At 71.8% G+C, this 26,439-nt stretch carries 8 protein-coding genes; 2 read left to right on the plus strand and 6 right to left on the minus strand.

Annotated features, from left to right (window positions below; all coding sequences use genetic code 11):
* Nucleotides 1-4 precede the first annotated feature (4 nt).
* From ACIA8K_RS03675 to ACIA8K_RS03690, 4 genes are all read right to left on the minus strand, one after another.
* The gene (locus ACIA8K_RS03675) at nucleotides 5-15,595 is read right to left on the minus strand and encodes a hypothetical protein (RefSeq protein WP_396054597.1); all 15,591 of its coding nucleotides are present in this window, start codon (nucleotides 15,593-15,595) and stop codon (nucleotides 5-7) included.
* Between the two features lie 207 nt (nucleotides 15,596-15,802).
* On the minus strand, nucleotides 15,803-16,159 hold the full coding sequence (locus ACIA8K_RS03680) for a hypothetical protein (RefSeq protein ID WP_396054599.1): 357 nt from the start codon (nucleotides 16,157-16,159) through the stop codon (nucleotides 15,803-15,805).
* 377 nt (nucleotides 16,160-16,536) lie between these two features.
* Complete coding sequence (locus ACIA8K_RS03685) at nucleotides 16,537-17,310, minus strand: zf-HC2 domain-containing protein (protein ID WP_396054601.1); 774 nt, start codon at nucleotides 17,308-17,310, stop codon at nucleotides 16,537-16,539.
* An 80-nt stretch (nucleotides 17,311-17,390) separates the two neighbouring features.
* The gene (locus tag ACIA8K_RS03690; RefSeq protein ID WP_396054603.1) at nucleotides 17,391-17,978 is read right to left on the minus strand and encodes a sigma-70 family RNA polymerase sigma factor; all 588 of its coding nucleotides are present in this window, start codon (nucleotides 17,976-17,978) and stop codon (nucleotides 17,391-17,393) included.
* A 207-nt stretch (nucleotides 17,979-18,185) separates the two neighbouring features.
* Between ACIA8K_RS03690 and ACIA8K_RS03695 the strand changes: the two genes are divergently transcribed.
* Complete coding sequence (locus ACIA8K_RS03695) at nucleotides 18,186-19,799, plus strand: ricin-type beta-trefoil lectin domain protein (protein WP_396054605.1); 1,614 nt, start codon at nucleotides 18,186-18,188, stop codon at nucleotides 19,797-19,799.
* 64 nt (nucleotides 19,800-19,863) lie between these two features.
* Here ACIA8K_RS03695 and ACIA8K_RS03700 read toward each other — a convergent pair whose 3' ends face one another.
* Nucleotides 19,864-21,447: a S8 family serine peptidase gene (locus ACIA8K_RS03700; protein WP_396054607.1), complete on the minus strand. Its 1,584-nt coding sequence runs from the start codon at nucleotides 21,445-21,447 to the stop codon at nucleotides 19,864-19,866.
* A gap of 205 nt (nucleotides 21,448-21,652) precedes the next feature.
* Between ACIA8K_RS03700 and ACIA8K_RS03705 the strand changes: the two genes are divergently transcribed.
* Complete coding sequence (locus tag ACIA8K_RS03705; RefSeq protein ID WP_396054609.1) at nucleotides 21,653-23,653, plus strand: hypothetical protein; 2,001 nt, start codon at nucleotides 21,653-21,655, stop codon at nucleotides 23,651-23,653.
* Here the strand turns inward: ACIA8K_RS03705 and ACIA8K_RS03710 are convergent.
* Nucleotides 23,641-26,403 (minus strand): hypothetical protein, encoded by a 2,763-nt coding sequence (locus ACIA8K_RS03710; RefSeq protein WP_396054611.1) that lies wholly within the window; start codon nucleotides 26,401-26,403, stop codon nucleotides 23,641-23,643. The genes ACIA8K_RS03705 and ACIA8K_RS03710 overlap by 13 nt on opposite strands.
* Nucleotides 26,404-26,439 lie beyond the last annotated feature (36 nt).

The following is a 26,439-nucleotide window of genomic DNA, read 5'->3' on the forward strand; positions in this document are numbered from 1 at the left end:
CGGCTCAGCAGTTGGAGAGGATGTAGTTGACGGTCTCGACGAGCCCGGCCCGCGCGGACTGCCCGTCCGCGCGCAGCAGATCGCGCAGCGCGTCCAGACGCCCGACGAACGCGGTCCGGTCGTTCGGGTCCACACAGTCCGGCGGCGGCGTGCCGGGCGGGCGGACCGTGCTGGCCACCTCGCCGACCTTGGCGAGGATGCCCTTCAGCACCGGATGCTCGTGCGGATTCGCGGCCACCACGTCGGCGGGAAGCGTCATCAGCTCGTAGACCGCCTCGAAGACCTGGACGACCGCGTTGTCGACCTTGGTACGGCTGGCCGCGCGAAGCAGCTCGAGCGCCTGCTCCGCGCCGATCCGGCCGGCCAGGACCAGCTGGAACAGCAGGCCGTCCATGGCGTACCGCTCGCTGCGGCCCCCGGTCTGCGCCAGGAAGTCGTAGGCGAACGAGGCCGGGACCGGACCACCGGTGTAGGCCGGTTCGACGTCGAGCACAGTCGTCGCGACCGGAGCCAGCCTGGTCGTGGACTCCGCCGGCAGGCCGAGCGCGACCCGGAACCCGGCCAGGCGCTGCCCGTCCGGTGCACTCTCGATCAGCCGGTCGAGCGCGTCCCGTACCCCCGGATCGGTCAGTTGCCTCTCGTTCCTGCGGTGGTACTCCTCGGCGCCGGCCCCGGCCGTGAGCAGGCCGGCGAGCACCGGCGGAAGAGCAGTGCCCGGGGGTACGGCCGGCAGGCCGGACGCGGCCCGGAACACGTCAGCGGTCAGCCCGGACGTCTCCCCCGCCTGGCTGCCGTCCTGCCGGAGCAGCCGCCAGGTCATCGCGATGTCCCCGGCGGCACCGGACAGCGTCTGCTGGACCGTGATCGGCCGGAATTGCTCCCGCAGCGCTGTGAACGCGTCCTCGTTGGCCTTCGTACCGAGCGAGGCGACCACGATCGGCACCTCACCCCACAGCTGGTGCTCGCGCAGCGCGTCCTCAAGCTCGGCGAGCGCGTGCGGCATGATGCCGCTCAGGTTGACTGTCAGCACCGGCCGGTCCAGCCCGGCCGTCAGCACCCCCAGATCGCCCGCCTTCCAGCTGCCGAACGAGCGCGGGGCCGGCACCGGGCGAACCGCCGCGGCCCGCCCGGACCACAGCGGCGCGAGCACGCCGATCGTGGAACGGTCCAGCCGGATGAGGTCGGCCGCGGCCTGGTCGAACTGGCGTGCAAGGTCCGCGACCTCCGCGGACCCCGGCGTGCCGGTGAGGCGCTGCAGGCCCTCGACGGCCGCGTTCCAGAGCGCGGCCTGATCCGAGTTCGGGAAACTCTCCAGCACGGTGCCGACCCGCTGCTGCGCGCCGTCGACGTGCTTGCGCAGCTGGTCGAGGCGATGCTGGGCGTCGAGACCACGAAGCGTCCTGGGTAGCGGCGGCGGGGTCCGGAAGTCCACGTCGGCGCGGTAGACCTGCACGTTGCCGGTCTGGGCGTCTTCCATCGAGTCAACGAGGTTGCCGACCTCGCGCACCGCCGCGGCCACCGGGCCGTGCAGGTTGCGGCTGCGCAGCGCCGTGAGGATCGTGCCGGCGTCCTCGATGTGCTCCCGGTAGCCGTTCAGCACGCCGGTGAGGTTGTTGATCGCCGCCGCCCGGTTCCCGGTGGCCACCGTGGCGACCGCCCGCAGCGTGTCCCTGACGACCACGTCCCGGGGGCCGGGCTCGTCGAGGTAGGCGGCCAGCAGCCAGAGGTTCTGCACCGTACGGACGTCGACCACCGGGCGGTCGTCCACCGAGCCGGTCGACATCGCGTCGTCCGAATCCGACTCCGGGCTGTCGTCGACGAGTTCGGACAGCAGATCCAGCCGGGCGTCCGGGTCCGCCTCGGCGAGATACCGGTACGCCGCCGCGCCGACGTCCAGCCGGCCCAGCTCCCAGGCCACGGCGAGCCGCTTGACGTGCTGGGAGGCACCGGGATCACGCCGGAACTCGGCGATCCGGTTGGCGAGCAGCTGCCCGATCGCCGGGTCTGCCTCGGCGGCGAACGTCCGCAGCCGCTTCTGCTCGTTGAAGGCCCCTCGCAGGTCCGGCATCCCCTGCCAGGCCGCGATGCCCAGGTCGACAAGGAGCCGCGGGACCTCGGAGACCGCCGGGGTGCCTGCGATGCGGTGCATGGCACCGGCCCAGGTCCCCCGGCTCTCGGGTGTCAGCTCCGGGAAGGCCGACTCGACGACCGCCCTGGCGGCCGGCACGTCGCCGGCGAGCATGAGAGCCGTCGCGTCCGCCATCCGCAGCTCGGCCGCGGGCAGTCGTAGCGGCCGGATGACCGCCAACGCCAGCGCGACGTTGTCCCCGGAGACCTCGCGGAGCAGGTCGTGCACGGTGTCCAGGCGGTCCGTCGCGGTGTTCGCCCGCAGCAACCTGAGCGCATCCTCCGCCGGCAGGCCGGACGCGCCGTGCTCCAGCGCGTCCATCAGCGGCACGAGCTCGTCGATCAGCCCTGACTCGATGAACTCGACGCCGACCGCCGCCCAGTCCCGCCACCTGTCGGTCCGGGCCTCCGTCAGCCACCGGCGCGCGGCCGGCGGGGCGATCTGCACGGCGATGCGCTGGAGCTGGTCGGCGAAGCCCCGCTCCCCGGCCTCGCTCTCCACGCCGGCCCGCCGGACGAGCATCGCGGTCCACTGTGCACGCTGCGCCGGGGTGAGCCCGGCCTCGGCGGCCCGCAGCTGTGCCGCGGAGGCGGCGGCCTCACCTGCGGCGGCATGCGCGACGGCGCGGAACATCGCGGCCGTCGCGGTCCTCGCGGGAGAGCCGGACGGCGTGCCCGTGCCGGTCCGCAGCGGAATGGTCCGCAGCGGCTGCAGGTTCGCGATGCCCTCGTAGCCGGACCGCAGGACGCCGGCGAACTCCCGGAAGTTGTCCCGGGTCCGGGCGACTGTGACCCGCCGGGCGTCGGCGGAGCGCACCTCCACGATGGCCTGGCCGTGCCGGACCCGCCCGCCGTTCGTGTCAAGCCGCGGGAACGTGGTCATCCCGCCGAACACGTCGGACGGCTCCAGCCGCCGGCCGGTGAGGGCGGCGTGCACGTACTCGCCGACTGTCGGCTTGTCGGTGCTGCCGTACTCCGTCCAGTTGCCGGCGGTCATCCCGGCCAGCTCGGGTGTGTCCTCGGCGGCGCGCCGCATGCGGTCCAGGAACTCGCCGTTGTGCTCCAGGTAGGCCTGGCCGAGCCCGCCCCTGATCTCGCTTGCGTGCAACGACAGGCCGAACGCCGCCCACCAGGGCAGATCACCCCAGAGCACCCGGTTGTCGTGCCGGGACAGCGTCGCGACGTGCGCCTTCACGATGTTCGCGCTCGGCACCCAGGAGTCCATGTAGCCGGCACTGTGCGAATAGAGCAGCGTCATGACGCCCTCGACCGCCGTCGACACCCGGTCGGAGCCGGCCAGGCCGTTCGCCTCGAGGAACGCGGTGAGCTGCTCGGCGACAGCGGCGCCGAACGCGGCGCCCTCCTCCTGTCCCGCCTTCGTCCGGTACGGGATCGGTCCCAGGTCGGATTCGTAGGTGACGGTGGAGTCCCGCCAGGTCCGCGCGGTGACGGCCGACAGGAACCGCTTGAGCAGCTCGGTCGGCACTCCGAACGACAGGTGGACGTGGTTGCCCCCGGCGTCACCCTCGGGCGGCTGCCCGATGGTCGCGCGGTCGGCGATCTCCTCCATCGTGAACCCGAGCCCGCGGAGGGTCTCGGCGAGGTCCGCGTCGGGCCGGCCCGGCTCCGTGTCGACACCCTCGAGCCGGCTCTCCAGGGCGATCAGCCGATCCCAGAACTCGTCGGTGTCCGGGATCCGGTTCTCCTCGCCGGGCAGGATGCCCAGCACCCCGGTGCGGAACTCGGTGATGTTGGCCTTGACCGGCTCCTCGTCGTCCGGATCCTCAGCGGTCAGGTGATAGGTGCCGTCCCGCTCGAACAGCCGCTTCGTGTCGGTGAGCAGGTCGATACTGCCGTCCGGCCGGGCGCCGAGCGCCTTGCCGCTGGCGACCTCCTCCGAATCGGCCGCCGGCAGCTCGACCGGCATGGTCCGCTCGCCCTCGACGCCGCCACCCCGGTAGCCGGTGCTGGTCCTCGGGTCCGTCAGTGTCGCGGCGAGCGAGTCCGACTCAAGCGCCGCCCGGGCCGGGGCCACCACACCGTTCGGGCTGATCACGATCGTCCGGGTGTACGCGTCGGCCTCGCCCGGCAGTTCCGTGGGCGCGCCCACCCGTGGCGTCGCACCGGGATCGGTCAGGTTGATCCAGAGCACGCCCCGGTCCGCGGTGTGGTACGCCGCGTAGGCATGCCCGTACGGCATGTTCGCGCGGTCGGTCAGCACCACGGCGAGCGAGCCCTTGCCCAGCCCCGGCTCGTCGGTCAGCCGGGTGGACGTACCCGCCCAGGTGCCGAACCGGTCCCAGTCCCGCCGATCGGCGAGCCAGGTGCCCGCGACCGGCTCCTCCCGGGTGCGCGGCACCCGGACTCCACCTGTGTGCAGCCGCCCCACCAGGTCCTGGATCAGAGCAAGGCACTCCGCGAGGGTACGGTCGCCGCTGTCCGAGGCCGCCCGGTCCCCGCCCGCGACGACCTCCGCGAACAGCGTCCGCAGCCCGTCCTCGGTGAGCACGGAACCGGCCGGTGCCGCGGACTCGCCGGTGACCGGCCGGAACAGTTCAGACACCGGTGGCAGTGCGGGCGGGCCGCCCAACGCGTCCGCCATCAGGCTGCCGGCCTGGGTGTACACGCCTACCAGACTCTCGAGGATCCCCCGCACCGCCTCGGCGGAAAGGTTCCTGTCCCGTCCGGTGACCACGTTCAGGCCGGTGCGAATGGTGTTCAACGTGGTACGCGCCGTTCGCGCGGACGCCGCCTGCACGTCCGTCACCCCGGCCTTGGACATCGCCTCGTCGAGCATCGCCGTCGCCTGGCCGTGCACCGCGTCCCAGCGGGATTGTGCGCCTTCCGCCACCGCACGCACAGCGTCGGCCGACGCGGGAATCAGCGCGGCGAGGTCAGCGGTGAGTGACGACGGCATGGTCGCCATGCCGATGTAGTAGTTGCCGTCGGCGTCGACTCTCCATTGCCGCACCGGCGAGGTGGGGGTGTATGTGTAACCACCCGCGGTCGACGACGATGCGGGCGTGTACCCGTAGTTCTGTGTGCTCCCGTAGTTCTGCGTGCTCGGGTAGTTCTGCGTGCTCGGGTAGTTCTGCGTGCTCGGGTAGTTCTGCGTGCTCGGGTAGTTCTGCGTGCTCGGGTAGTTCTGCGTGTTCCCGTAGTTCTGGGTATTTCCGTAGCTCTGCGTGTTCCCGTAGCCCTGTGGTGCGGACGATGACGACGGGTACAAATACGGGTAACTGCTCGATGTCGAGGACGACGTGGCGGGGTACTCGTACGCCTGCGACGTATACGTCGCCGGCTGCGGCTGCTCGGGCGGGGGCGGACTGGTGTAGGACGTCAGCGTGGACGTCGTGGCCGGTTGCGGGTTCAGCTCCCGGAAGTAGCCGTTGTGCACGTTGAGGCCCATGATCGTGCCGCCGCGCTGGGTGAAGATGCCGTCCCGGTCGTACCCGATCGGCGAGTACACCAGGCCCGATGCGCCGTAGAAGCGCCGGCCGGTGACAGCGCCCCGCCCCGCCTGCGCGTCGACGGCCCGCAGCGCGCTCCCGAGCCGGTCTCCCGTACCGCCGGGATAGGAACCCATGTCACAGGCGACCATCGCGAAGTCACCCGTCCGGTTCTGGGTCACCACGGCGAAGACCGGGTGGTGGTACATCGCTCGGCCGAACTGCTCGGGCGTCATATTGACGATCCGATCACCCACGGTGACCGCGATGATCTCGTCGGCGTGCGCCACGATCGGGATCACGTCCGTGCCCCACGGCGCCCGTGTCCTGCCCCGGCCGACCCACCAGGCATAGTCGGTGCGCGCGTCGACTCCGTCGACACTGTGGTAGTAGGTCGCGCCCTCCTCGTTGTCGCGGAACTCTCCGGTGGTGAAGTTCGCGTTGGCGCTCGCCCACCGGCTGCTTTTCGTCAGATCGTCGGCACCGGACGGGAAGACCATGCCGATCGCCTGTCCGGCGCTGCCGATCAGCCGTTCGACTGTGACCTCTGACGCGCGGAAGGAGATGACGCGCCCGCTGCCGGTCCGGGCCCAGACCAGGTCCGGTTCCGTCGTCGTCTGGCTCTGCTCGACGGCCGAGATGGTGCTGCTGTTGCGTGGGTTGAGCCGGCCGACCCGGTTCATCCACGGCGTCGGGCGGGAACCAAGCACGTTCGGCGTGTTCGGGAGGTCCCGCTGGCTCACCGTGCCGTCGGCCTCGTGGGTGAGCTCCACATAGTGGTCGGCCATGGTGGCCGGCGCCGGAGTGGCCATTTCACGCTCGTCGAGGATCATCCCGGCGACGTGCCCGTTCGTGCCGTCGGGATCGGTCCAGTACGCGTTTGTCGGCGCGGTGATGGTGGTACCGACCGGAAGCAGCAGCGCCAGCTCACCGGCGAAAGCCGGAGTCTCGCAGGCGGCGAGGAAGATGCGCTCCGAGGGGACGTACCGCGGGTCGTCGAGGATATCGGCGGCTACCTCAGCCGGCGTGTTGCCGCCGGTGTCCTTGCCGCCCCCGTGACCGAAGACCGTGTACTCCCCCCGCACGCCGTGCAGCGTCCGGCCGGCCGGCACGTAGGCCAGGCCTCGTCCGCCGGCCAGCGGGACCGCGGAGATGCGTGCGGGTTCCGCTTCGGCGGGGCCGGCCGTGTCCACAGGCGGCGCATCGGTGAGGGGACGGAACAACTCCCCCGTCGGCGGCAGCGGCGGCGCGCCACGCAACGCGATCGACATCACGCCGTGCACGTCGTCGTAGGCCTGCATGAGCCGGGCGAGGATGGTCCGGGCGGCAACATCGGTCATCGGACGGCCCGAATCGGCGATCCGGTCCAGCCCGATACGGATCGTGTTGAACGTGGAGCGCACGGACTGGGCGGCCGTCGTCCGCAACTCGGTCGCGGCATCACCGGTCACCGTCGTGTCCAGCGCCCGGGTCACCCGGTCCACGACCCCTGACAGCCGGGCACGGGCACCGTCGGCCACCGCGCGCACCCCGTCGGGCGTCTGCGGCAGCAGCGGCACCCGGTCGGTGAGGCCCGTGGCCTCGGCGGCCATATTGACCTGGACGACATTGGGCCCCGGCGGCGTAAGCTGCGAGCCCGAATCCGGCCTTGGCGGGGCGGCCGCCGCCCGGGTGATCACGACGAGCTGGTGCTCACCCGGGTGCCGGATGACAAACGTCGCGCCGCCGAGCTTCGTCTGAAGCCGGCCGTGGTCGTCGTTCCACTCGAGTTCCGGTTTCTGGACGCTGACCTCGAGTGGGATGTAGCCGTCCGTCCGCGCGTTGGCTCCGTTGATCTCCGCGATCCGGGCGACCAGGTGCTGCGCCTGCACGCCGCTGGGCTCGCGGCTGGTCAGCACTGTCGCCTGGCTGCTGCGGCCAAGCACCGTCGAGAGCGTGTCCGCCAGATCGTCCGAGGACGCGTGGAGCCACGCCCCGGGGTCCGGAACGATGATCTCCGTGTACGGGACGTTGGTACCGAAGTCGGCGATGGAGCCGGCCTGCACGCCGACCGCCGTGCGGTCCACACCCGCCCGGTTCAACACCCGGTCCATCATGGACGGCCGGATCGCCGGGTCGAACGCGTCGAAGGTGCCCCGTGCCTCGAACAGCTCCCGGAAGAACCTGGCGTCGTCGGCACCGAGCCCGTCCACCGCGCCGACCACGACGTTCCTGGTGTCCACAAGCACGTTTTCGTCGGGGACGAACGTCTGCAGATCGTCTCCGGCGACAGTCCGCAGTCTCCGGAGCTGCTGTGGGTGCAGGCCGGCGAGCGCGGAGCCTTCTGCGGTACTGACGGGGGAGCTGTGGGCCCTGTACGCCTCGGTCAGCGAGCGCCAGCCGGTGTCGCTGTACGGGTCCAGCACCAGCGTCCGCGAGGCGGTGTCCACGCTGCTGACGTGCCCGGTGCGGACCGTCCAGCCCGCCTCGGTCAGCTCGGTGAGTAGGTTGTGTCCCTTGTAGCGCTGCTGATCCTCGTCAATCCGCAGCGGCCGGCGTACTCGGATCACTCGTCCGTCCGCGCCGACCATCGCGCGGATCAGCGTGGTGCGGTTGTTCCAGGTCAGCCGGTACAGTCCGAAGCCGGGCAGGACCAGGTCCTCGCGCAGCAGCGTGCCGTCCGTGACGATCGAGGCGACGAAGTCGTGTGCCTTGGCGTCCTCGGCACGGAGCCCGGCCCGCTTCTGGATCTTGTGCATGATGCGCTCGCGGAGGCCGCCGGCCGCGGTCCAGCCCCAGTCCCGGGCGAGCTTGGAGAAGTACCGGAGATCGGTCGGTGAGAGCGCCTCGGCCGTCCACCGGCTGGTGCCGTCCGGCCCGGTCGTGGCGCGGAGCATGTGGACATCGGCGCCGGTGGCAGGGTTCACCACCTGGAACGTGCCCTGCTGGCCACGGCGGCCGGAGACCCGCCGCGTCGCGCCGCCGTCAAGGGTCTCCACCACTATCTCGAGCGGCGTGCCCGCCACGATCGGCGCCCAGCTCGGATCCTGGCTGGTCCACGCCGGCCGCAGCACCTGCGGCGTCGCGAAGTCACCGGCGGGCAGCGTCCAGCCGCGGCTCTCCAGCCGCTCTCGCGCCTTCGCGTGCGTGTCCGTGATCTTCTGCCGGTAGTTGCGGGAGCCCTCGATGGAGGTCGCCAGGACCTCCATGCCGTACTCCTTCTCCTGGATCTGCTGCACCTTCTCGTTGATGACCGAGATCCATTGGAAGAACGGCTGCGTGCTGACGCCGCTCGTGTAGAACGACGTCAGGTCGAGCGCACTCGGCACGTCCGAATGGTTCTGGATCGAGGAGGTGGCCACGTAATCGCCGCTCTCCTCGGTCCGCACCTCCATCGTGCCCCGTGCGCCGCCGTCCGGGCCGAACACGTCGAATCCGGCGAAGCCGTGCTTCTGCGTCTCGCCCTCCCGCGGAGCCCTGGCCACCACGTACGAGCCGTCCGGCGCCACCCCCACGGTGTACGGCGGCAGCTCGCCGATGGGCTGCTCCGGCAGCTGGCCGGTCTGCATGAAGACGAGCACGTCGTTGGCGGTCGTGTCGACCACGCCGGTGACCGGCTCGGCCTCCGGGAGCGGCCCGGGCAGACTGCCGGCCGGCCGGAACACCTCGGACGCCGGCGGCAGCACCCGGCCGTCGCGGAGCAGCCCGGACACCGATGACGGCACCGGGGCGTCGCGCAGCACCTCCACCAGGAGGTCGTTGGCCAGCTCGTACCGCTGCCCGAACGAATCGAGCTGCACCCGCGCCATCTCGTCGGACAGACCGGCGGCACGGCCCGCGAAGCCGTCGAACTGCTCTCCGATCCGGCCGAACATCTCCCGGGCGGCCGCTGCCGCGTCGCGCCGCGCCGGTGCCGACGTGGGTGCGCTCATCACCGCGTCGACAATCGCCGTGGCGATGGTCTCCACCTCTGCCCACCGGGACAGGGCGGCGCCGGCCGCCGCGCGGACACCATCTGCCGACGCCGGTACCCACGGGGCGACGTTCCAGGGGAGGACGTGCCCGGCGGGCGGCACGGTGAGCATGCCGATGTAGACGTTGCCCCATCCGGCGACGTACTGGGTCCGTCCCGAGGAGCTTCCCGAGCCTCCGCTGTACGACGGATAACCGGAGCTCTGGTAATTGGCGTAGCTGCTGCTCGGCGCGGTGTAGTAAGACTGGTTGGACCATTGCGACGACGAGGACGAGGGCTGCTGGTACGTGGTGCTGACCTGCTGCGTCGGACGCGGGGCGGGCGGGGCCGGGGCGTACCGTGCCCGGCTGATCACCACGAGGTAGAACCCGCCCTCGTGCGCGATCTCGAACGTGGCGCCGCCGAGGTTCGTCTGGTACCGGCCGCTCTCGGGACTCCACTCCACGACCGGTTCCTGTATCTCGGCCTGCAGCGGTATGTAGCCGCGCGTTCGCGCGTTGGCCGCGTTGATCTCGTCGATCCGCTGGGTCAGCTGGTTCGCCTGGAACCCGCCGGGCTCGTTGTCGGTCAGCACGTAGGCAAAGCTGCTGTGCCCCAGCACCTGTTCGAGCGTGCTCGCCAGATCGTTCGGCGGCGGCACCGAGTAGAGCCACGGCCCGGGGTGCGGCACCAGCACCTCCGTGTACGGCACCCTGGTGCCGAACTGGGTGATGGATTCATTACGCGCGCCGACCCGGTCGCCGATCCCACCGGCCCGCTGCAGCACAAGGCCCATGGTGCGGGGCCGCATCGCCGGGTCGAAGGCGTCGAAGGCGCCCCGCGCCTGGTACAGCTCACGGAAGAACTTGATGTCGTTGGCGCCCAGCCCGTCGACCGCCCCGACGACGACGTTGCGGGTGTCGGTGAGCAACTGCTCGTTCAACACCTTCGTGGTCATCTCGTCCTCGGCCAGCACCGTCAGCCGGGCCAGCTGCCGCGGGTGCAGACCGGCGAACATCGGGTCGCCGGCCAGGTCGTCCGCGTCGGAGAACAGCTTCGTCGGATGCTGCGCGTCCGGCCAGATCAGCATGCCTGACTGCTGGAGGCCGGGCGGCGGGTCGAGCAGCTGCATCGCGGCCGGGGCCGTCTGCGAAAGGCTCACCACTCCGCCCCGCTGGTCCAGCCGCAGCACGGTCAGGCCTGTCGCACGGAAGTACTCGAGCTGGTCGAGTTCCGCCCGGCTCATCCGGCGACCGGTCATGGCCGGGTCTTGGCTGTCCCACACGATGAATTCATCGGGGCCGACGGACGTCACCCAGATGACATGCGCCAACCCGACGTCACGCGCCGGCACTCGTACCAGCGTGGTCGATCCGGGCTGTGTCTCCATCGCGTCCCACAACGCGTCCCGATCCGGCAACGGCGTCAGCGAACCACCCAGCCGCGTCGCCAGGCCTTCCGCCGTGCGCTGCTCCAGCAGACCCGCGTCGCCCCACGTATTGCCGGTGCGCCGATACATCGTGATGAACACGCCCCAGGCGCGATCGACACAGTCCTCCGGCGGCAGACCTGTCACTCCGGCCGGAACCTGCACCTCCCGGGTCCACCCGAGCGCCCGCTCCAGGGCGGCCTCGCGCTGCGCGGGATCACTGAGGTCCGGCGGTACGACAGGGTCGGCGGTCAACGGCATGTCGGCGTACCGCACCGCGAGGGAGGTCACGTCCAGGCCGTCCGGCCGCGCGTCGAGGCCCGGCTCGGCCTCGAGCGCACCGGACCTCCGACTCCCGCGCCTCGGGTCGGTCAGTGCGTCGTGCCGGTTTCCGCGCGAGGAACTCGGCGCGGACAGCTGGCGGTGCGCCGCGGTGAGCATGGCCAGTGCGGAGTCCCGGTACGGGTTGATCTGCACCACCCGCCTGGCCTGGTCGACGCTGCTCTCATGACCGGGGGTGATCGTCCAGCCGGCCCGCCACAGCTCGGTGACCAGGTGGTGGCTGTCGTACTCCTGCTGGTCCACGTCGACCCGCAGCGGCCGCCGAGCCTGGACGACCTGGCCGTTCGCGTCGACCATCGCCCGGACCTGGGCGACCTGATATTCCATCGGCATTCGGTACAGCGCGAAACCGGGCAGCATCAGGTCGTCGCGGATGCGCTCACCGTAGGTGACTATCGACTGGACGAGCTGCTCCGCGTCGTCGGTGCCGAGCCTTTGGAAGTACCTGGTGTCCGCGGTGGAGAGCATGCCTGTGGTCCACGCCGCGCCGTTGTAGCGGAGCTGGCGCACCACGGCGCCGGTCGTCGGGTTGACCACCTCGAAGGAGCCGTCGGCGGCGTACCAGCCGGACACCGCACGGGTGATCCCCCCGTCGAGCGTCTCCGTGATGATTTCCAGCGGCGTGCCGTCCATGGTCGGCGCCCAGTAGGGGTCGGTGCTGGTCCACGCGATGTGCGGCGCATAGTCGCCGCTCGGGAGCGCCCATCCGAGGCGCTCCAGGCGCTCCCGGGCGATCCGGTTCGTCTCCGTGCGTTCCTGCTCGTAGCTGTTGAAGAACCCGTCGGAGCCGTCCATCGTGGCCATGCCGTAGTCGTTCTCGCGGATCTCCTGGACCCGTTCGTTCATGACGTCGAGTGACCGGAAGTACCGCCGGTCGCTGTACTCGGTCGCGTAGAACGTGGTCAGGTCGAGCGCGCCGGGCACGTCCGAGTAGTTGTCCAGCTGCGACGTGCCGACGTGATCGGTGCCCTGCTGTGTCTGCGTCTCAAGCGTGCCGCGGGGACGGCCGTCCGGTCCGTACACGTCGAAGCCGGAGAACCCGGGGCGACCCGGACCTGCCGGGCGGGCCATCACGTACGAGCCGTCCGGGGCAATGCCTGCGAGGCGCCGCGGGTCGGCCGCCGCCCGGGACGAGGTCCGGCCGGTCTGCATGAAGACGACCAGGTCGTCGGCGGGCGGGTCGAGGAGGCCGGGGACCTGCACGGTCTCAGCGGGAGTTCCGGTCGCACCCGTGGCCGACCGGAACGCCTCGGACACCGGCGGGAGAACCCTGCCGTCACGCGACAGCTCGGACACCGACGACGGCACCGGGGCGTCGCGCAGCACCTCCACCAGAATGTCGTTGGCAAGCTCGTACCGGCGTCCCAGCACGTCGAGCTGAGCCCGCGCCATCGCGTCCGACAGACCGCCGACCCGGCCCGCGAAACCGTCCAGGTCGCGGCCGACCCGGTCGAACATCTCCCGCGCGGCCTGTGCCGCATCGCGTCGTGCCGCCGCCGACCTGGGTGCGTTCACCACCGCGTCGACGATCTCCGTCATCCGGCCACGCAGCTCGGCCCACCCGGACCGGGCGGCGTCGACCACCGCGCGCACCTCGTCGACAGTCGACGACGACAGCGGGATGACGTCCGAGGGCAGCGCCTGCGGCACGGTGGCCATACCGACGTAGTAGTTGTAACCGCCGGCCGGATACTGCGACGTGGTCACCGGCGGGGGTGGCGCGGGAAAGAGCAACGCGTTGCTGGCCGTGTCGTACTCCACCGCGGCGGGCGCGCCTCCGGCGACGGTGAGCGGACTGGGCTGCGTGGTCGTCGTGGGCAGCAACACCGTCATGGTGAGGCCGAAATCCGTGCCCTGCAGATCGCTTACCCGCCCGAATGAGGCCGACTGACCGTCGAGGGCGACGACGTATCCGTGGTCGTTACGCATGTTGAACATGTGGGCGGTCTCGGTTGCCGGCGCGCTCGATGCAGCCCTGACCTGGTTGATGATCCCCCGGAAGCCGGGACCCCGGTTGTAGACCTCGGCAATGGCGCCGAGCGAGCCCCTCATCACCCGGTTCCGGGTGTCAGACCTGTACGCGTAGGCACGTGCGCCGATCCGGCGCCGCGCGGTATCAAGCATCTGCGCAGGGGTGTCGCCGGCCGCCGACCCCGGTACCGCAGTGCCGCCGAACAGGTTATCGAGTGTGATGGAACAGTCGACGCAGTTCTGGCTGCCCCATTCGGGGTTGACCTCCAGGACCGATCGGTAGTAGCGATAGAGCAGCAGGTTCCGGTCCTCGACGCTTCCGGTATTGCCGTGCGCCACCACCGGGACCTGACCCCACGGCGTCGACGTCCAGACGGCCAGCCGGCGCAGCAGCTCCTTGTGAATCTCCTGGTTCTGCTGATGGAACTGGTCCCGAAGCCATTGCCGCGTACTGCTGCCCTGATTCGCCGGTTTCGCCTTCTCCCGCTGGTACCAGGCATCGAGCGCCGCCGCCTTCTGGCCCATCGACTCCTGCGGCGGGGGCGGCGGCGGCATCGAGTACGTCGCCGGGTTGTACATACCGGCGCGGTCCTGGTCCGGGGACACGGTCCCCCGCACGGCTGTCACCGGGCCGAGCTCGGCCTCCGCGCCGGCGCCGTGCAGCTCCACCAACGGCTCCACGCTGGGAATGCCGTCGGTGGTGGCAAGGAACCGCAGCTCAGCGATCTTCTCGGGCATCCGCGCCCGTTCCCCGGTCTGCCCATCCATGAAGGCGAACCGCGTGCCCAGGCTCACCACGTTGATCATGTGTGACTCGGCCTGGCCCTCGCCGCGCACCACGATGATGCCCCGGCGCACCTTCCGGCCCTCAGGGCCTCTGGCGTTGTGCGTCATCGCCGCGGCGATCTGCTCCAGGCTGCCGGCGAACTCGAGCCGCCGGCCCGGGAACCAGCTCTCCAGCAGATCGACCCGGAGCGGGCCGGGAGCGCCGTCCGCCTGCACCGGCAGCTGATGGACATCCCCGAGCGAGGCCAGCGTCATGTCCAGGGCTATCGCGGCCAGGACGCAGTTCTGCTCGTAGGTCAGGTCGGTCCGGTACTTCGGGTTGATCTGCGAGAGCCACGGGAGCAGCTCCCGGATCTCCTCGGCAGACAGCCCGAGCGAGACGGCGACGGTCGGGTAGGCCGGGCGCGGGACGTCCGGCGTGGCCGGCAGGGTGTCCGTGGCCGGCGCCGAGTCGCTCGGCTGCGTGGACAGCACCGGTTCCGGCGTCCCCGGCCCGCGGAGCGGCGCCACGTCCTGGTCCGTCGCAGTGGGGTTCGCCGCGGCAGGTGACGCCTCCACAGGCATCGCCGGACGCCCCTGCGCGTCGACCCACAGCATGGCGGGGGCCGTACCGGGAAGCGCGCGCAGCAACGAGACCGCGTCCTGCGGCGGCATCAACCGGACCGACGCGCCGCCGTCCAGCTCCGGATCGATCCAGGCCAGGCCCTCCGGCCGGGACACCAGCCAGCCGAGGGTGGGCCGGCCGCCGCCGGTCGTGGCGGCCTGGATCAGGGCACCGGACCCCGGCGATGCGACAAGCGCCGCGACCACATCAGCCGGGCCGGTGGCGACCGCGGTGCCACCCCACGCGCGCAGCACGTCGGCGGCGCTGATCGGGCGCACGCTCCGCAGCAGCCGGGCGGCGTCGAAACCGTCGGGTATGCCGTAGAGCGCGATACCTGCCGCGAGCGCGTACGCGGCGCTGGACTGGCCACGCCGCTCATCGCCGCGCAGCTTCGGCGCCACCCGCAGCTCGTCCCGGATACCGCCCGCGCTCTCGGCCAGCTCCACGAGCCGGTCCCACGACGGGGGCGTGCCGTCCAGGACGGAACGCAGCGTTTCGCGGGCGGCGGCCTGGGAGCGGGACAGCAGACGTACCGCCGCCGGGTTTTCCGTGGTTTCCAGACCAGAGGCATCCAGGGGTACGACGCGGGGGGACGGCGTCAGGCCCGGGGCGAACGACGCGTGCTTCGCGAGGCCGAAGGCGTCCGCGAGGCTGAGCCAGGCGTCCTGGTCGACGCGTTCGCCGGGGAGGGTGCCGAGCACGAAGCGGTCGCGGAGCAGGGCGGGGATGTCGTCGAGCGCGCGGCGCAGGTGGTCGACCGCGCCGAGCTTGAGGCGGGTCTTCTCCTGGACGAAGACGGTTGTCGCGCCGGGTACCCGGGCGGCCTGCATGGCGTCGGTCAGCAGCGCGGGGTCGATCGGCTCGGACATCGGCCCGTCGTGGTAGAAGACACCGCCCGGGACCGTGATGAATCGGCCGTCCGCACACAGCAGGCTGAAGTCACCGGCACTCGCCACGTCGCTCTCCTCACCGGCGCCTACCGAGGTACCGGAGCGCCGACATCAGTTGACGTCGGGCCCTCCGCTTCGGTTCACCGCGGAATCCGAAAAATTATGTCGATCGCCCAAATTTACTGAGGTAACACAATGTGACTGACTGTTCGTATCAGTGCACGATATAGATGAAAATATCGGTCCTAGATGGACGTGCGGGCCCGGAGCCGGTTACCCGCAGCTCATGGCATGGACGGCCAGCTGTTCGAGGTCGTCGGTGTGCTGCGGCAACTCCCGGCGCAGGTCGGAGAGGCAGCGGATCCACGCGGCGGGCCCGCCGGGACGGCGGAAGGTGACGTGCCCGTGGACCAGGCCGGCCACCTCGTGGGTATCGGCGCCGCGCAGCTTGACGCGCAGGACTCCGCGGACGGCGTGCTCGATGTCACGCTCGCCCGGGGATGCCGCCTCAACAGTGACGGTGCGGCTGCCGGGCGGTGCGCCGTCCGTGGGCCGCACGCGGTTCAGCGCGTCGCGCGCGCCGCGGTCCCCTTTGGAGGCGGGGAGCACGGTCGCCCGTGTCGTCCCCACCGGTTGCGGCATCGCCTCGGCACGAGCGGCCGGCGGTATCGCCTCGGCACGAGCGGCCGGCGGTATCGCCTTGGCACGAGCGGCCGTAAGACGGTCGTCCGCGCAGGCCAGAAGGAATTGTCCGGCACTTGCCACGTCGCCCTCCCCACCCGGCGCCCCCAGTAGACGGGGCGCCGACCCAAGGAAGACGACACGATGACCTACGCGGTTCATCATTAATTTACAGAAATGGCCTTCATCACTATTGTTTGATGATATATGTCGCTAAGGCGGATGTTCCGCACGACTGCAGGATGATCTAGTAGTTAATCGCCCTTACAGTGCGAACACGCCAAAGCGGACCACCCACAGTGGACAGTGAATCGGGCCGGCGATGATCAGCGCGGAGTCGGAGAGCTTCCGGCGACGTAGGCGTTCACCACGGTGGGGCCGTCGACCACCCGCACGGAGAAGAACGCGACCTCGGCGACCGGCACCGTCAGACGGCCGTTGACCTGCTGGGTGCCGGACTCACCTGTGAAGTCCCGGATGACGACGGTCTGCTCGCCGGCCACCACGTACAGCCGATACAGCGTGCCGTCCTGCAGGCCGCTGATCGTGACGCGCGCGGTCGTACCCTCGATCGGGGTCTCGGTGACTGTCACGGACAGGCTGACGCCGGCGCTTGTCGCCTCCGCGATGGCGACCAGATCGGCGTCGGCGGGACCGCCGGCGCTGCCGCCGAGGCGCAGGAACGCGAACGAGACACCGGCCACCACAAGCACAAGCACGGCCGCGAAGCTGAAGATCGCGTTTCGCCGGCGGCGCGACGCCCGGCCCGGCCGATTGTCAGGCGGTCCGCTCGGCGGGTCGTGACGGGCCGGCCGGGTCCGCGGCACCGGGGCGGTGACCACGGCCGGGGCCGGCGGCTCAGGCTCCGGGATCGACGTGTCGTCGTTGCCGACCGCGGTCAGGAACTCGTGGATGTCGTCGTCGGAGAACTGGCCGAGGCCGCTTGTGGACGGCCCCAGGTCGAGCGCCTCGGCGAGGCAGCGATCGCAGCCGGCCAGGTGCCGCTCGAAGTCCACGCGCTCGTCGTCGGGCAGCGCGCCGAGGAGGTACAGCGCGAGGCTGGCCCGCTCGGCCATGGCGTCGTCACGGTCGTCGGTCATGTGTGCCAGGCCTCCCCTCGTGCCCTCCGGCTCCCGTCGGCCGGATCGGCGGCCACCCGGCCGATCGGCGAAGCGGCGGGTCATTCCGGCTCCACCGAACCCACCGCGGCCCGCATCGATCGCACAGCGTAATAGGCCCGTGACTTGACTGTACCCTCCGGGATACCGAGCCTGGCCGCCGCTTCCGCAGTCGACGAGCCGCGGAAGTACACCTCGATCAGCACCGCCCGGTGCTCCGGGCTCAGCCGGGTGAGCGCCTGCCGGACGATGTGGCCGGAGACAAGTCCGTCGACCGCGTCGCCGGGCTGCGGCAGCCGGGTGATGTCCGCGACCGCGACCTCCGGCGGGCGGGCACGCCGGGCACGGGCGGCGTCGATCGCGACGTTGCGGGCGACCGTGTAGAGCCAGGGCGCGACGCGGGCGATCTCCGGCGGAAGGTGCTCCAGGTTGCGCCAGGCGCGCAGCATGGTCTCCTGCAGCAGGTCCTCCGCGAGATCCTGGTCGCCGAGCGTGAGTCGCATCAGGAATCGGAGCACGGGCCCGGCGTGGGCCTCGTGGATCCGGCGCATGCGCTCGTCGGGCGTCCAGTCGGCGGAGTCGTCGTCAGAAGTCGACACTGCGGCGTCGTCGTGCATCGCCGGCATCGAGGCCTCCAACGAGTTGCTCACTGTGCGGCACCGGTACACCGTAGGGACATTGCGACACCGGCCCACCATACGGACATTGCGGCACCGGCACATCGTGTGGACATCATGGGCACGTGGTCGCTCCCTCCGCTCGCGAACAAATCTACGGTAGTTTGCGCCGATCGGTGAACCACGCCGGGTTCGTATTCGTCTTCACGCCGGAGTTGACGCTGACGAAGGGTACGCGCCGTGCGAACCACCATGTTCCCCAATCTGAGCCGATGGCTCGGGCAGCTGAGTGACCTGCTCCGGTCGAGATTCGGTGGGCTGCGCCGGGGCGTCGCGGGCCTGATCGTCGCGGGCGTCGCGATCGCGGTCGCGTCCGTCGCCACGATCGGCTTCGGCATCGCGAACGCAGCCGACGACGACCTCACCGGCCGCAGCGTCACCGACGAGCAACTGAACGCGATCGCCAACGCGGCCCGGTCCTGCCCGATGCTTACCACCTCGCGGCTCGCCGGCCAGTTGATGGCGGAGTCCGGCATGAACGCGTCCGCGACCGGCACCGTGTCCGGCGGCAAGGGCCTGACCGGCATGGACGACGAGGACTGGAAGAACTGGGCTCCCTGGCCGGGGGCGAAGCGTGAGGACACCTCCGCGACAGTCCTCGCGCTCGCCCACCAGATGTGCGACAACTCGGGCCAACTCCGGGTCGCCGGCGTGCAGGGCGACGAGTGGCGTCTCTCACTCGCCGCGTTCCGTTCCGGCCTGCCCGAGGTCATCAAGACCAAGGGCGTCCCGGGTACGGCGGACGAGTACGTCGGCAAGGCCACGGCGTACGCGGCGTACTACGCGAAGCTGCCACAGTTCGGAGGCACGTCGACGCAGGTGAACGCCGCGTCGCCGAAGGAGGTCAAGCCGCTGCCGGAGTCGTACGTGGCCCCGGTCAAGGCGGCCGGCCAGATCTGCGAGCAGGTGACTCCCGCGACTGTCGCCGGCGTGCTGATGGCCGCGTCGGAGTTCAACGCGAACATGCTGGGTACCACGGGCGAGCAGGGCGTCGCACAGTTCCGCAGCGACGTGTGGGCCCGCTACGGCCCGGAGGGCGCGTCCGCGTGGGACCCGGAGAAGTCGATCCCGGCGGTCGGCGAGGCGCTGTGCGGGCTGATCACCGAGCTGTCCGCGCTTGAGGGCGACCCGTACCTGCTGGCGCTGGCCGCGTACCGCAACGGTGCCGAGGCGGTGCGCCAGTCCGCGGGCGTGCCGGACGCCGCCACCAAGTCCTTCATCGAGACCGTGTCCGCCTACGCCAACTACTACAAGTCGGACACCCGGATCGCCACCCCGGCGAAGCCGTCCGTCTCTCCCACGCCGTCCTCGTCACCGTCGAAGCCGAAGCCGTCCGCCTCCAATCCGGGGCCCGCACCGTCGAGTAAGTCCCCGTCGCCGACGCCCCCGAAGGTCACGAAGCCGGACGGCACCATGTTCGTCCAGACCAAGGGCGGGCAGTGCCTGAGCGCCGGCCTCGCCACCAACGGGCTGCAGGTCACGGTGCAGAAGTGCAACGACATGGCGGCCGCTCAGCGCTGGGAGGTCCGTACCGACGGCACGATCCGGTCCCGGGTCAGCGACCTGTGCCTGGACGTCGCCGGTGGAAAGACCGACGACCAGACCCCGGTGCAGACCGCGACCTGCAACGGCACCGACGCGCAGCGGTGGCAGATCGAGAAGGGCACTGTCTACACGCTGCTGACCGACAACAAGTGCCTGGACACGAACGTCGACAACCCGGTGCCCGGCTCCGGCGTCGTCATCTGGTGGTGCCTCAACCACGTCAAGCAGTCCTGGACGCCGAAGAGCTGACCGGACATGAAGAACGGCCCCCGTCCCTTTCCGGGACGGGGGCCGTTCTCGTTGAACAGCGGGATCAGCGCAGCTCGTGCTCGACCGGGTCGGCCGGGCCCTGTGCCCAGCGACGGGCCCGCAGGAGCAGGAGCCCGATCGCGGCCAGCATGATCAGCACCACCACCACGAGCGCGATAACCGCGCCGATGCTGACGCCCGGGTCGGGCACCGGCGGCAGCGCTACCTGCTCGCCGTCGACCGCCGAGGTGACTGCCGCAGCCGGGTTGATCATGCCGAAGCCGTAGCGGCTCTCACTGCCCGCCGCCTGGCCGCCCACCTTGTCCGAGGTGCTCTCGATCCGGTGCTTGACCTGCTGAGCGGTGAGCGACGGGTACGCGGCCCGGACCAGCGCGGCCTGCCCGGCGACGAACGCGACCGCGTACTGCGGTCCGCTTGCCGAGATGGTGCCGCTGCCGTTGATGCCGAGGCTTGCCACGTCCATGCCGGGCGCCACCACGTCCACTGACGTGCCCTGGAAGTCGGCCGCGAACTTACCGTCCGGACCGACCGCGCCGACAGTGATCAGCGCGCCGCTGGACCCCTTCGGCGCCTGCGGCATCGGGCCCGGGCCCGCCGCCACGATCACCAGCAGGTCCTTGGCCAGCGCGTCGGCTATCGCGGCGGAGACCGCCGGGTCGGAGAGGTCGACGTGCGCGCCGACCGCGATCACCTGCGCGCCCGCGGAGACCGCGACCTCGATCGCGGTCGCCTCGTCCGCCGGGTCCGACTCGGACTTGTCGTCGACCACCCGGATCGGCATGATCGTCGCGTCCGGCGCGATGCCGCTGGGCGTGTCCGCCTGGTCCGAGCTGCCCGCGATGATCGCGGCCATCGCGGTGCCGCTGCCGAGGCAGTCCGAGTCGCCGACGCCGGTACCGGACGTGATGTCCGCACCGGGCATGACCCGACCGCTGAGCTGCGGAAGGCTGGCGTCCACACCGGAGTCGATCACCGCAACCACGACGCCGTTGCCGCGCGTGGTCTCCCAGGCCTTGTCCGGCACCAGCTGCTGCTGCGCCCAGGTCGAGCGCGCGTCGGTGGCACCGGTGGTGCCGCACGAGCCGTTGACCGGCTTACCGGGCGGCGGCTGCGGGGACTGCGGCGGGCTCGGCGACGGGCTCGGGGACGGGCTGCTGGGCGCCGACGGCTTCGGCGACTGGGTCTGCACCGGCTGCTGGGGCGCATTCTGGGTCCGCGTCGGTGGCTTCGGCGAGGCAGGCGCGGCCGGGCTGTTCGTCGCCCGCGCCGGGCTCGGTGACGGCGTGGCGCCGGTCGGCATCAGCCCGTACTGCACACCGTTGCCGACCGCGTCCCACGGCAGCACGATCGACCAGCCCTTGTTCAGCCGGGCCGGGTCGGTCAGCCCGGACCCGTCCGGCTGCAGCCGGCCTGAGTTCAGGTTGTAGATCTCGGCCGAGCGCGATCCGCTGCCGAGGAACTTCACCGCGATCTCGGTGAGATTCTCCGAGGCGCCGGTCACTGTGTAGTACTTTACGTAACCCTGCGTCACGGGCGCTGCGGGGGCACCGGCCACCATGGTCAGCTGAACCACTCCACAGGCCAGGATCAGCCCGACGAGCAGCCGATACAGTCGTCGACGTGTCACCGGCACCGGCACTCTCCTTAACTCTCGCGCGGCGCGCCCGAATGAGCGCCGCACGGATTACGGATCACCGGTCGTCGCAGTTCAATGCGATTCGTAGTTCTCATCGAAGACCGCTCCGGGCGCCACGAGATCGTCGCTTTCGGTTCAGCATCCGGGCTCGCATATAGTCGCGTCGGTACCAGGCTGTTCGGAGGCGGTGAGGGCTTTGTACGCGACACAACCGACCGCATCTCAGTACCGGCGACTCGCCGGCCTCCACGACGTCCCGCTCCTGCCGCTGCCCACCGGCGGGCTCGCCACGCCGGACCTGCCTGACACGCCACTGACCGGGCGGCGACTCGCCGACCTGATCCGCCGCGCCAGCGGACCGTCCGACGACATCCGCATCCTGACCGCGGACGGCGCCGGACACCGCGCGCTGTTCCGCGAGGTCGCCGGCCTGCTCGGCCGGGACGTGCTGACCACGCCGGACGGCGCCAGGCTTGACCCGTGGCCGGGCGAGGACGAGGCGCCGGACGCGGCCGCGGTCGACCGGCTCACCGGCGAACCCGTCGCGTGGGAGATCATCCAGCCACCCGACCTGGACACCCCGCTGCACAGCTGGTTCGACGCCGGCGACGGCGTGGTGCGGCCGCGGGCCGGCGTGGTGGCGCTGGCACTGCCGGACGGTGTCGCGCTCGCCACCCGCGCCGACTTCGTCACCCGGCGGGCCGCGGCGTACCGGCTCCGCGAGGGTCATCCGCACCTGGCCACGATCGCGGTCACCGTCCGCTCCGGCGCGTTCGTGGTCGGCGACTACCGGGGCTCACAGCGGGTACGCGAGGGCCGGCATCTCGCATCCGTGCTCGGCGACCTGCCGCTCTACGGATGCGACCTGCGGCTGTGGCTGACCTGGCCGGCCGAGGCGGCCGAGCGCGACCGTCTCCTGGACAACGTGGCACAGCTGGCCGAGACGACAGGCGCCACCGTGTGGACCCCGCCGGCCGGAGGCGCGGTGGAACTGCTCGGTGACCGGCACGATCTGCGCGCCCTCGGGCGTACCGGCGAACCAGGTGTGTGGCAGTGCCACCGGCCGAAGCGGGCACCCGGCGAGCCGGCCTTCCGCTCCGACCCGGACGGGCGGCTGATGCCGGCCGCCGCGCGGATCACTGTCGCCGCCACCCCGGCCCCCGCCGCCGTGCCCCCGGCCCGCGCTGCCGTGCCCCCGGTCACCGCCGTGCCGCCGGCCGAGGCCACCGTGCGGCAGGTGCGACCGCCGGCCGCCGCGCCCGCGTGGGCGGCTGTGGTGCCGATGCCCGCGCCCCCGCCCTTCACACCCCAGCCGACCGGGCCGCCCGCGGTGCTGTACGCGTCCCCACCGCCGGAGACGCACGAGGAGCCGGTCGGCACGCCCGCGATCGGCGTGCCGTGGCTGCGGGGCCGCGCGGAGGTCACCACCACGCCGCTCACCGCGTACGTGCCGTCCCCGGACCACCCCCGTGAGGTCGCCGTCGCCGGTCTGCGCACGCCGGACCTGTTCCTGCTCGGCCACCTCGACCCGCACACGATCCGCCCGGACCGGCACACCCGCTGGCTGCTGCGCGTACACGTGGAGCCGGGCGGCGCGATCCTCGGCACCTCGATCGACGCCGTCCCGACCCGCTACCGGCACCTGCTCGGCCCGCAGGCCTACCTGCTGCCCGCCGGGCGACTGGGCCGGGCGCGGCTGCTGAGCGGCTACGCCTTCACCGCCGGCGGCGGACTCACCGAGACCGGCGCGACCGCAGGCGCACCCATGCGGATCATCGCCTCCGGCGCGGTGCACGGCGTACCCGGCCTGCCCGACGACACGCCCCGCTGGCCCGGCACGCGCACCGCGTACGCGCTGGTGCCGTTGCACGCCCGCACGCTGCCACCCGGCTGGCTGCGGCTGCGGCGCCGGGCCCCGGCCCCCACACCGGGCCGGCTGCTGATGGAGGTGCAGGTGCCGCAGGGCCGCGCGATAGACGTGACGGCTGCCGCGGACCTGCTGGGCCGCCTGCCGTCCGTCCACTCCCGGGCCGTGCGGCTGCACCGGGCCGGGATCGACCTGGTGGTGCCGCCCCGCCATTACGAACGGCTCACCGCGCTGAGCGTCTTCGAACCGGCCGGTACCCGCTGGCGGCGCCGCCGGGACGTGACCCAGGGGCCGCTCGCCGACGTGCTTGCCTACTGTCAGGCCGGCTGAATCGACCACCTGCCGCTCGGCACCTCACCCATGATCACCGGCACCGCGTGCCCGGCCGTCGCCGCGGCCAGATGCCGGGCCTCCGGCGCCGGATCCGTGCACAGCACCACGAACGTGGACTGCAGCACCCGGCCAGGTGCGGGCGGCGCCGGGAAACGGCTGAGCCGCCGCGCGCCGGGCAGTGTCACGCCGCCCATCGCGTCCCTGACCACCGCCACGCTCACCCCGGTGCCCTCCAGGTCGCCGAGCAGCGCCGCCGCCTGCCTGCGGCAGTCATCGAGCGGGCCGACGATCGTCACGACATCGGGGGTACGGGCGAGGTCCACGTGCAACCACCAGCGGCCCTTCCGCCCGATCACCACGGGTACTGTGGCCGGAGGCGGCTCCTCCCCCTCGGCAAGCCAGACATAGGCGGGCACCGCGCCGGACGCGACACCGAAAAGATGCACCCTGACCTGGCCGTACGCGGTCTCAAGCGTCTCTCGAACCTCGGGGGCCTCGTCGTCCCAGCCGGGCAGCGCGGGCCGCTCCTCCCCGGTGGGCGGATCGCCGGCCCGCCACACCGGCGGCACGTCCGGCAGCGGGCTCAGCACGGGCTCCAGGCTCACCACGGGCTCCGGGAGCGGGCTCGCCAGGGGCGCCACGCCGAGGCCGGTGATGGCCGCCGGCACGGGAATGGGTGTGGCGGCCGGGCCGGCGGCGGCGCTGACCCCGATGATCAGGCCGGTGCCGCCCAGCCGCACCTGGCCGCCGTCGGTCCGGTCGAGCACGACCGGGCCGAGAATGCCGGTGTCCGGCTGCGGCGCGGCATCCTCCCGGCCGGGTGTGTCGTCGTGTCCGGGGGCGTCGTGTCCGGCGGCGTCGTTGTGTCCGGGGGCGCGGTCCCGTTCCGCTTCACGGTCCCGATCCTGCTCGTAGGCTCGATCCTGGTCGTGGCCCCGGGCCGGTTCCCTGGTCGCGTCCCGCGGTGGCAACGCCTTGACAGGTGTCTCAGGGTCCGGTGCCGGGTCGTCCAGGCGCTTAACCGGCGACTCGGCGTTACCAAGCGTCTTCACCGGAGCCTCACGATCCGGCGCCGGATCGCTCAGCGACTTCACCGGAGCCTCGCGACCCGGCACGGGATCGCTCAGCGACTTCACCGGAGCCTCACGATCCGGTGCGGGATCGCTCAGCGACCTGACCGGAGCCGCACGGTCCCGAACCGGATCCCCCAGGGACCTCACCGAAGCCTCACGATCGAGGTCAGGCTCGCTCAGCGACTTCACCGGGGCCTCACGGTCCGGGCGCGGCCGGGCCGGTGAGTGCCGGTCGTCGGCCGGATCGTCGTGACGCCTGACCGGCGCCTCCCACGGCGGTGCCGGATCGTCCAGGCCTCTCACCGGCGCTTCGGGAGAGCCCGGCGACATGATGGGAGCGTCACGATCCCGGAGTTGGTCCGGCCACGATCCGGCCGGGGCCGTGGGGTCCTGGACTTGGTCGGCCGGATACCGTCCCGGCACCTCGCGGATCTCAGCCGAGACCGACGGCGTCCCGGTGGCGGTCACCGGGCCCGGAGACCACCCGAACGACTCCCGGTCCTGGATCGGGAGAGACGGCCCAGCCGGAGCCGCAGGCCCGGAAGCCGCCGGAGACCACCCCAGCGACTCCCGGTCCTCGACCGGGACAGACGGCCCAGCCGGAGCCGCAGGCCCGGAAACGGCCGCAGACCACCCCAGCGACTCCCGGTCCTCGACCGGGACAGACGGACCAGCCGGAGCCGCAGGCCCGGAAACGGCCGAAGACCACCCCAGCGACTCCCGATCCTGGACCGGGACAGACGGACCAGCCTCAGGGCCGGAAGCGGAGACGGGCGGAGACCACCCCGGCGACTCGCGGCTCCGGTCCGGGGCGGGCTCGCCGGCCGTGGCGGCACCGTCCGGGACGGACGGGGCCGGCGACCAGCCGCGCGACCCGGAGTCGCGACGCTGGGCCGGGATCGGCAGCGGTCCTGCCGCAGGCGTGTAGTCGGCCGGGCGCGCGGGCTCGTCGGACGCCACCGGCGCTGACCAGTGCTGCGGTGCCGCCCAGGTCTGCGACTGAGGGCTCGTGTCCGGCTCCGCCACGTCGGCCCAGACGGCCGGCGGCGCCACTCGCGGTGTTGCCGGGTCAGTCCACGCCGTCGGCCGGCCGGGCCACCCGGGCTCCGGGACCGAGGGTGACCCGGCCACGGGCCGGATCGCCGGATCGGACCAGCTCATCCTCGCCTCGGCCGGTGCGGCCGTGAACGCGTCGGGCACCACTGGTGCGAACGTCGGCGAGGTGTCGGCGGCCGGGTCCGGCAGGCGCATCGGCGCCGGCACGGTCGGGTCGTCGTCGAGGCCGGTGCCCACCGGCACCCGGCCGCGGGCCGAGCGGGGCCGCCGTCCGGACGAACCGCGGGGCCGGCCGCGAGCGCCCTGGTTGTTGCCGCCCCGGATGATCGCCAGCGCAAGCACCAGCAGCGCCACGGCGAGGAGCATCGCGCTCAGGCGTACCCACGTGGTGTCGCTTATCCCTCCCGACGACTCGGCGGCGGCGGGCGGCGCCGCCCACCGGGGCTCGGCATGCTCGGGGGTCTCGGCACGCTCGGTGCGCGGCATGGGTGCCGGCGCGAGGGCGGGGGCGACGACCTGACGGACGGGGGCGGCGGCTGATGCCGGAGCCGGGCCGGGCGGCGCGCCGAGCACCGCGCCGACGACCGCGGCGACCACGATCAGGAAACGGGCAGACACCGGCGTAACCTCCCCACGAAACCGTGGCCCCAGTCT

The organism is Catenuloplanes sp. NPDC051500 (genome assembly GCF_044454585.1).
GTDB lineage: Bacteria > Actinomycetota > Actinomycetes > Mycobacteriales > Micromonosporaceae > Catenuloplanes.

Bases quoted from the DNA above. Each gene is read 5' to 3' on its own strand.
- ACIA8K_RS03685 (WP_396054601.1), bottom strand. From the start codon at position 17,310: ATGACCGACGACCGTGACGACGCCATGGCCGAGCGGGCCAGCCTCGCG.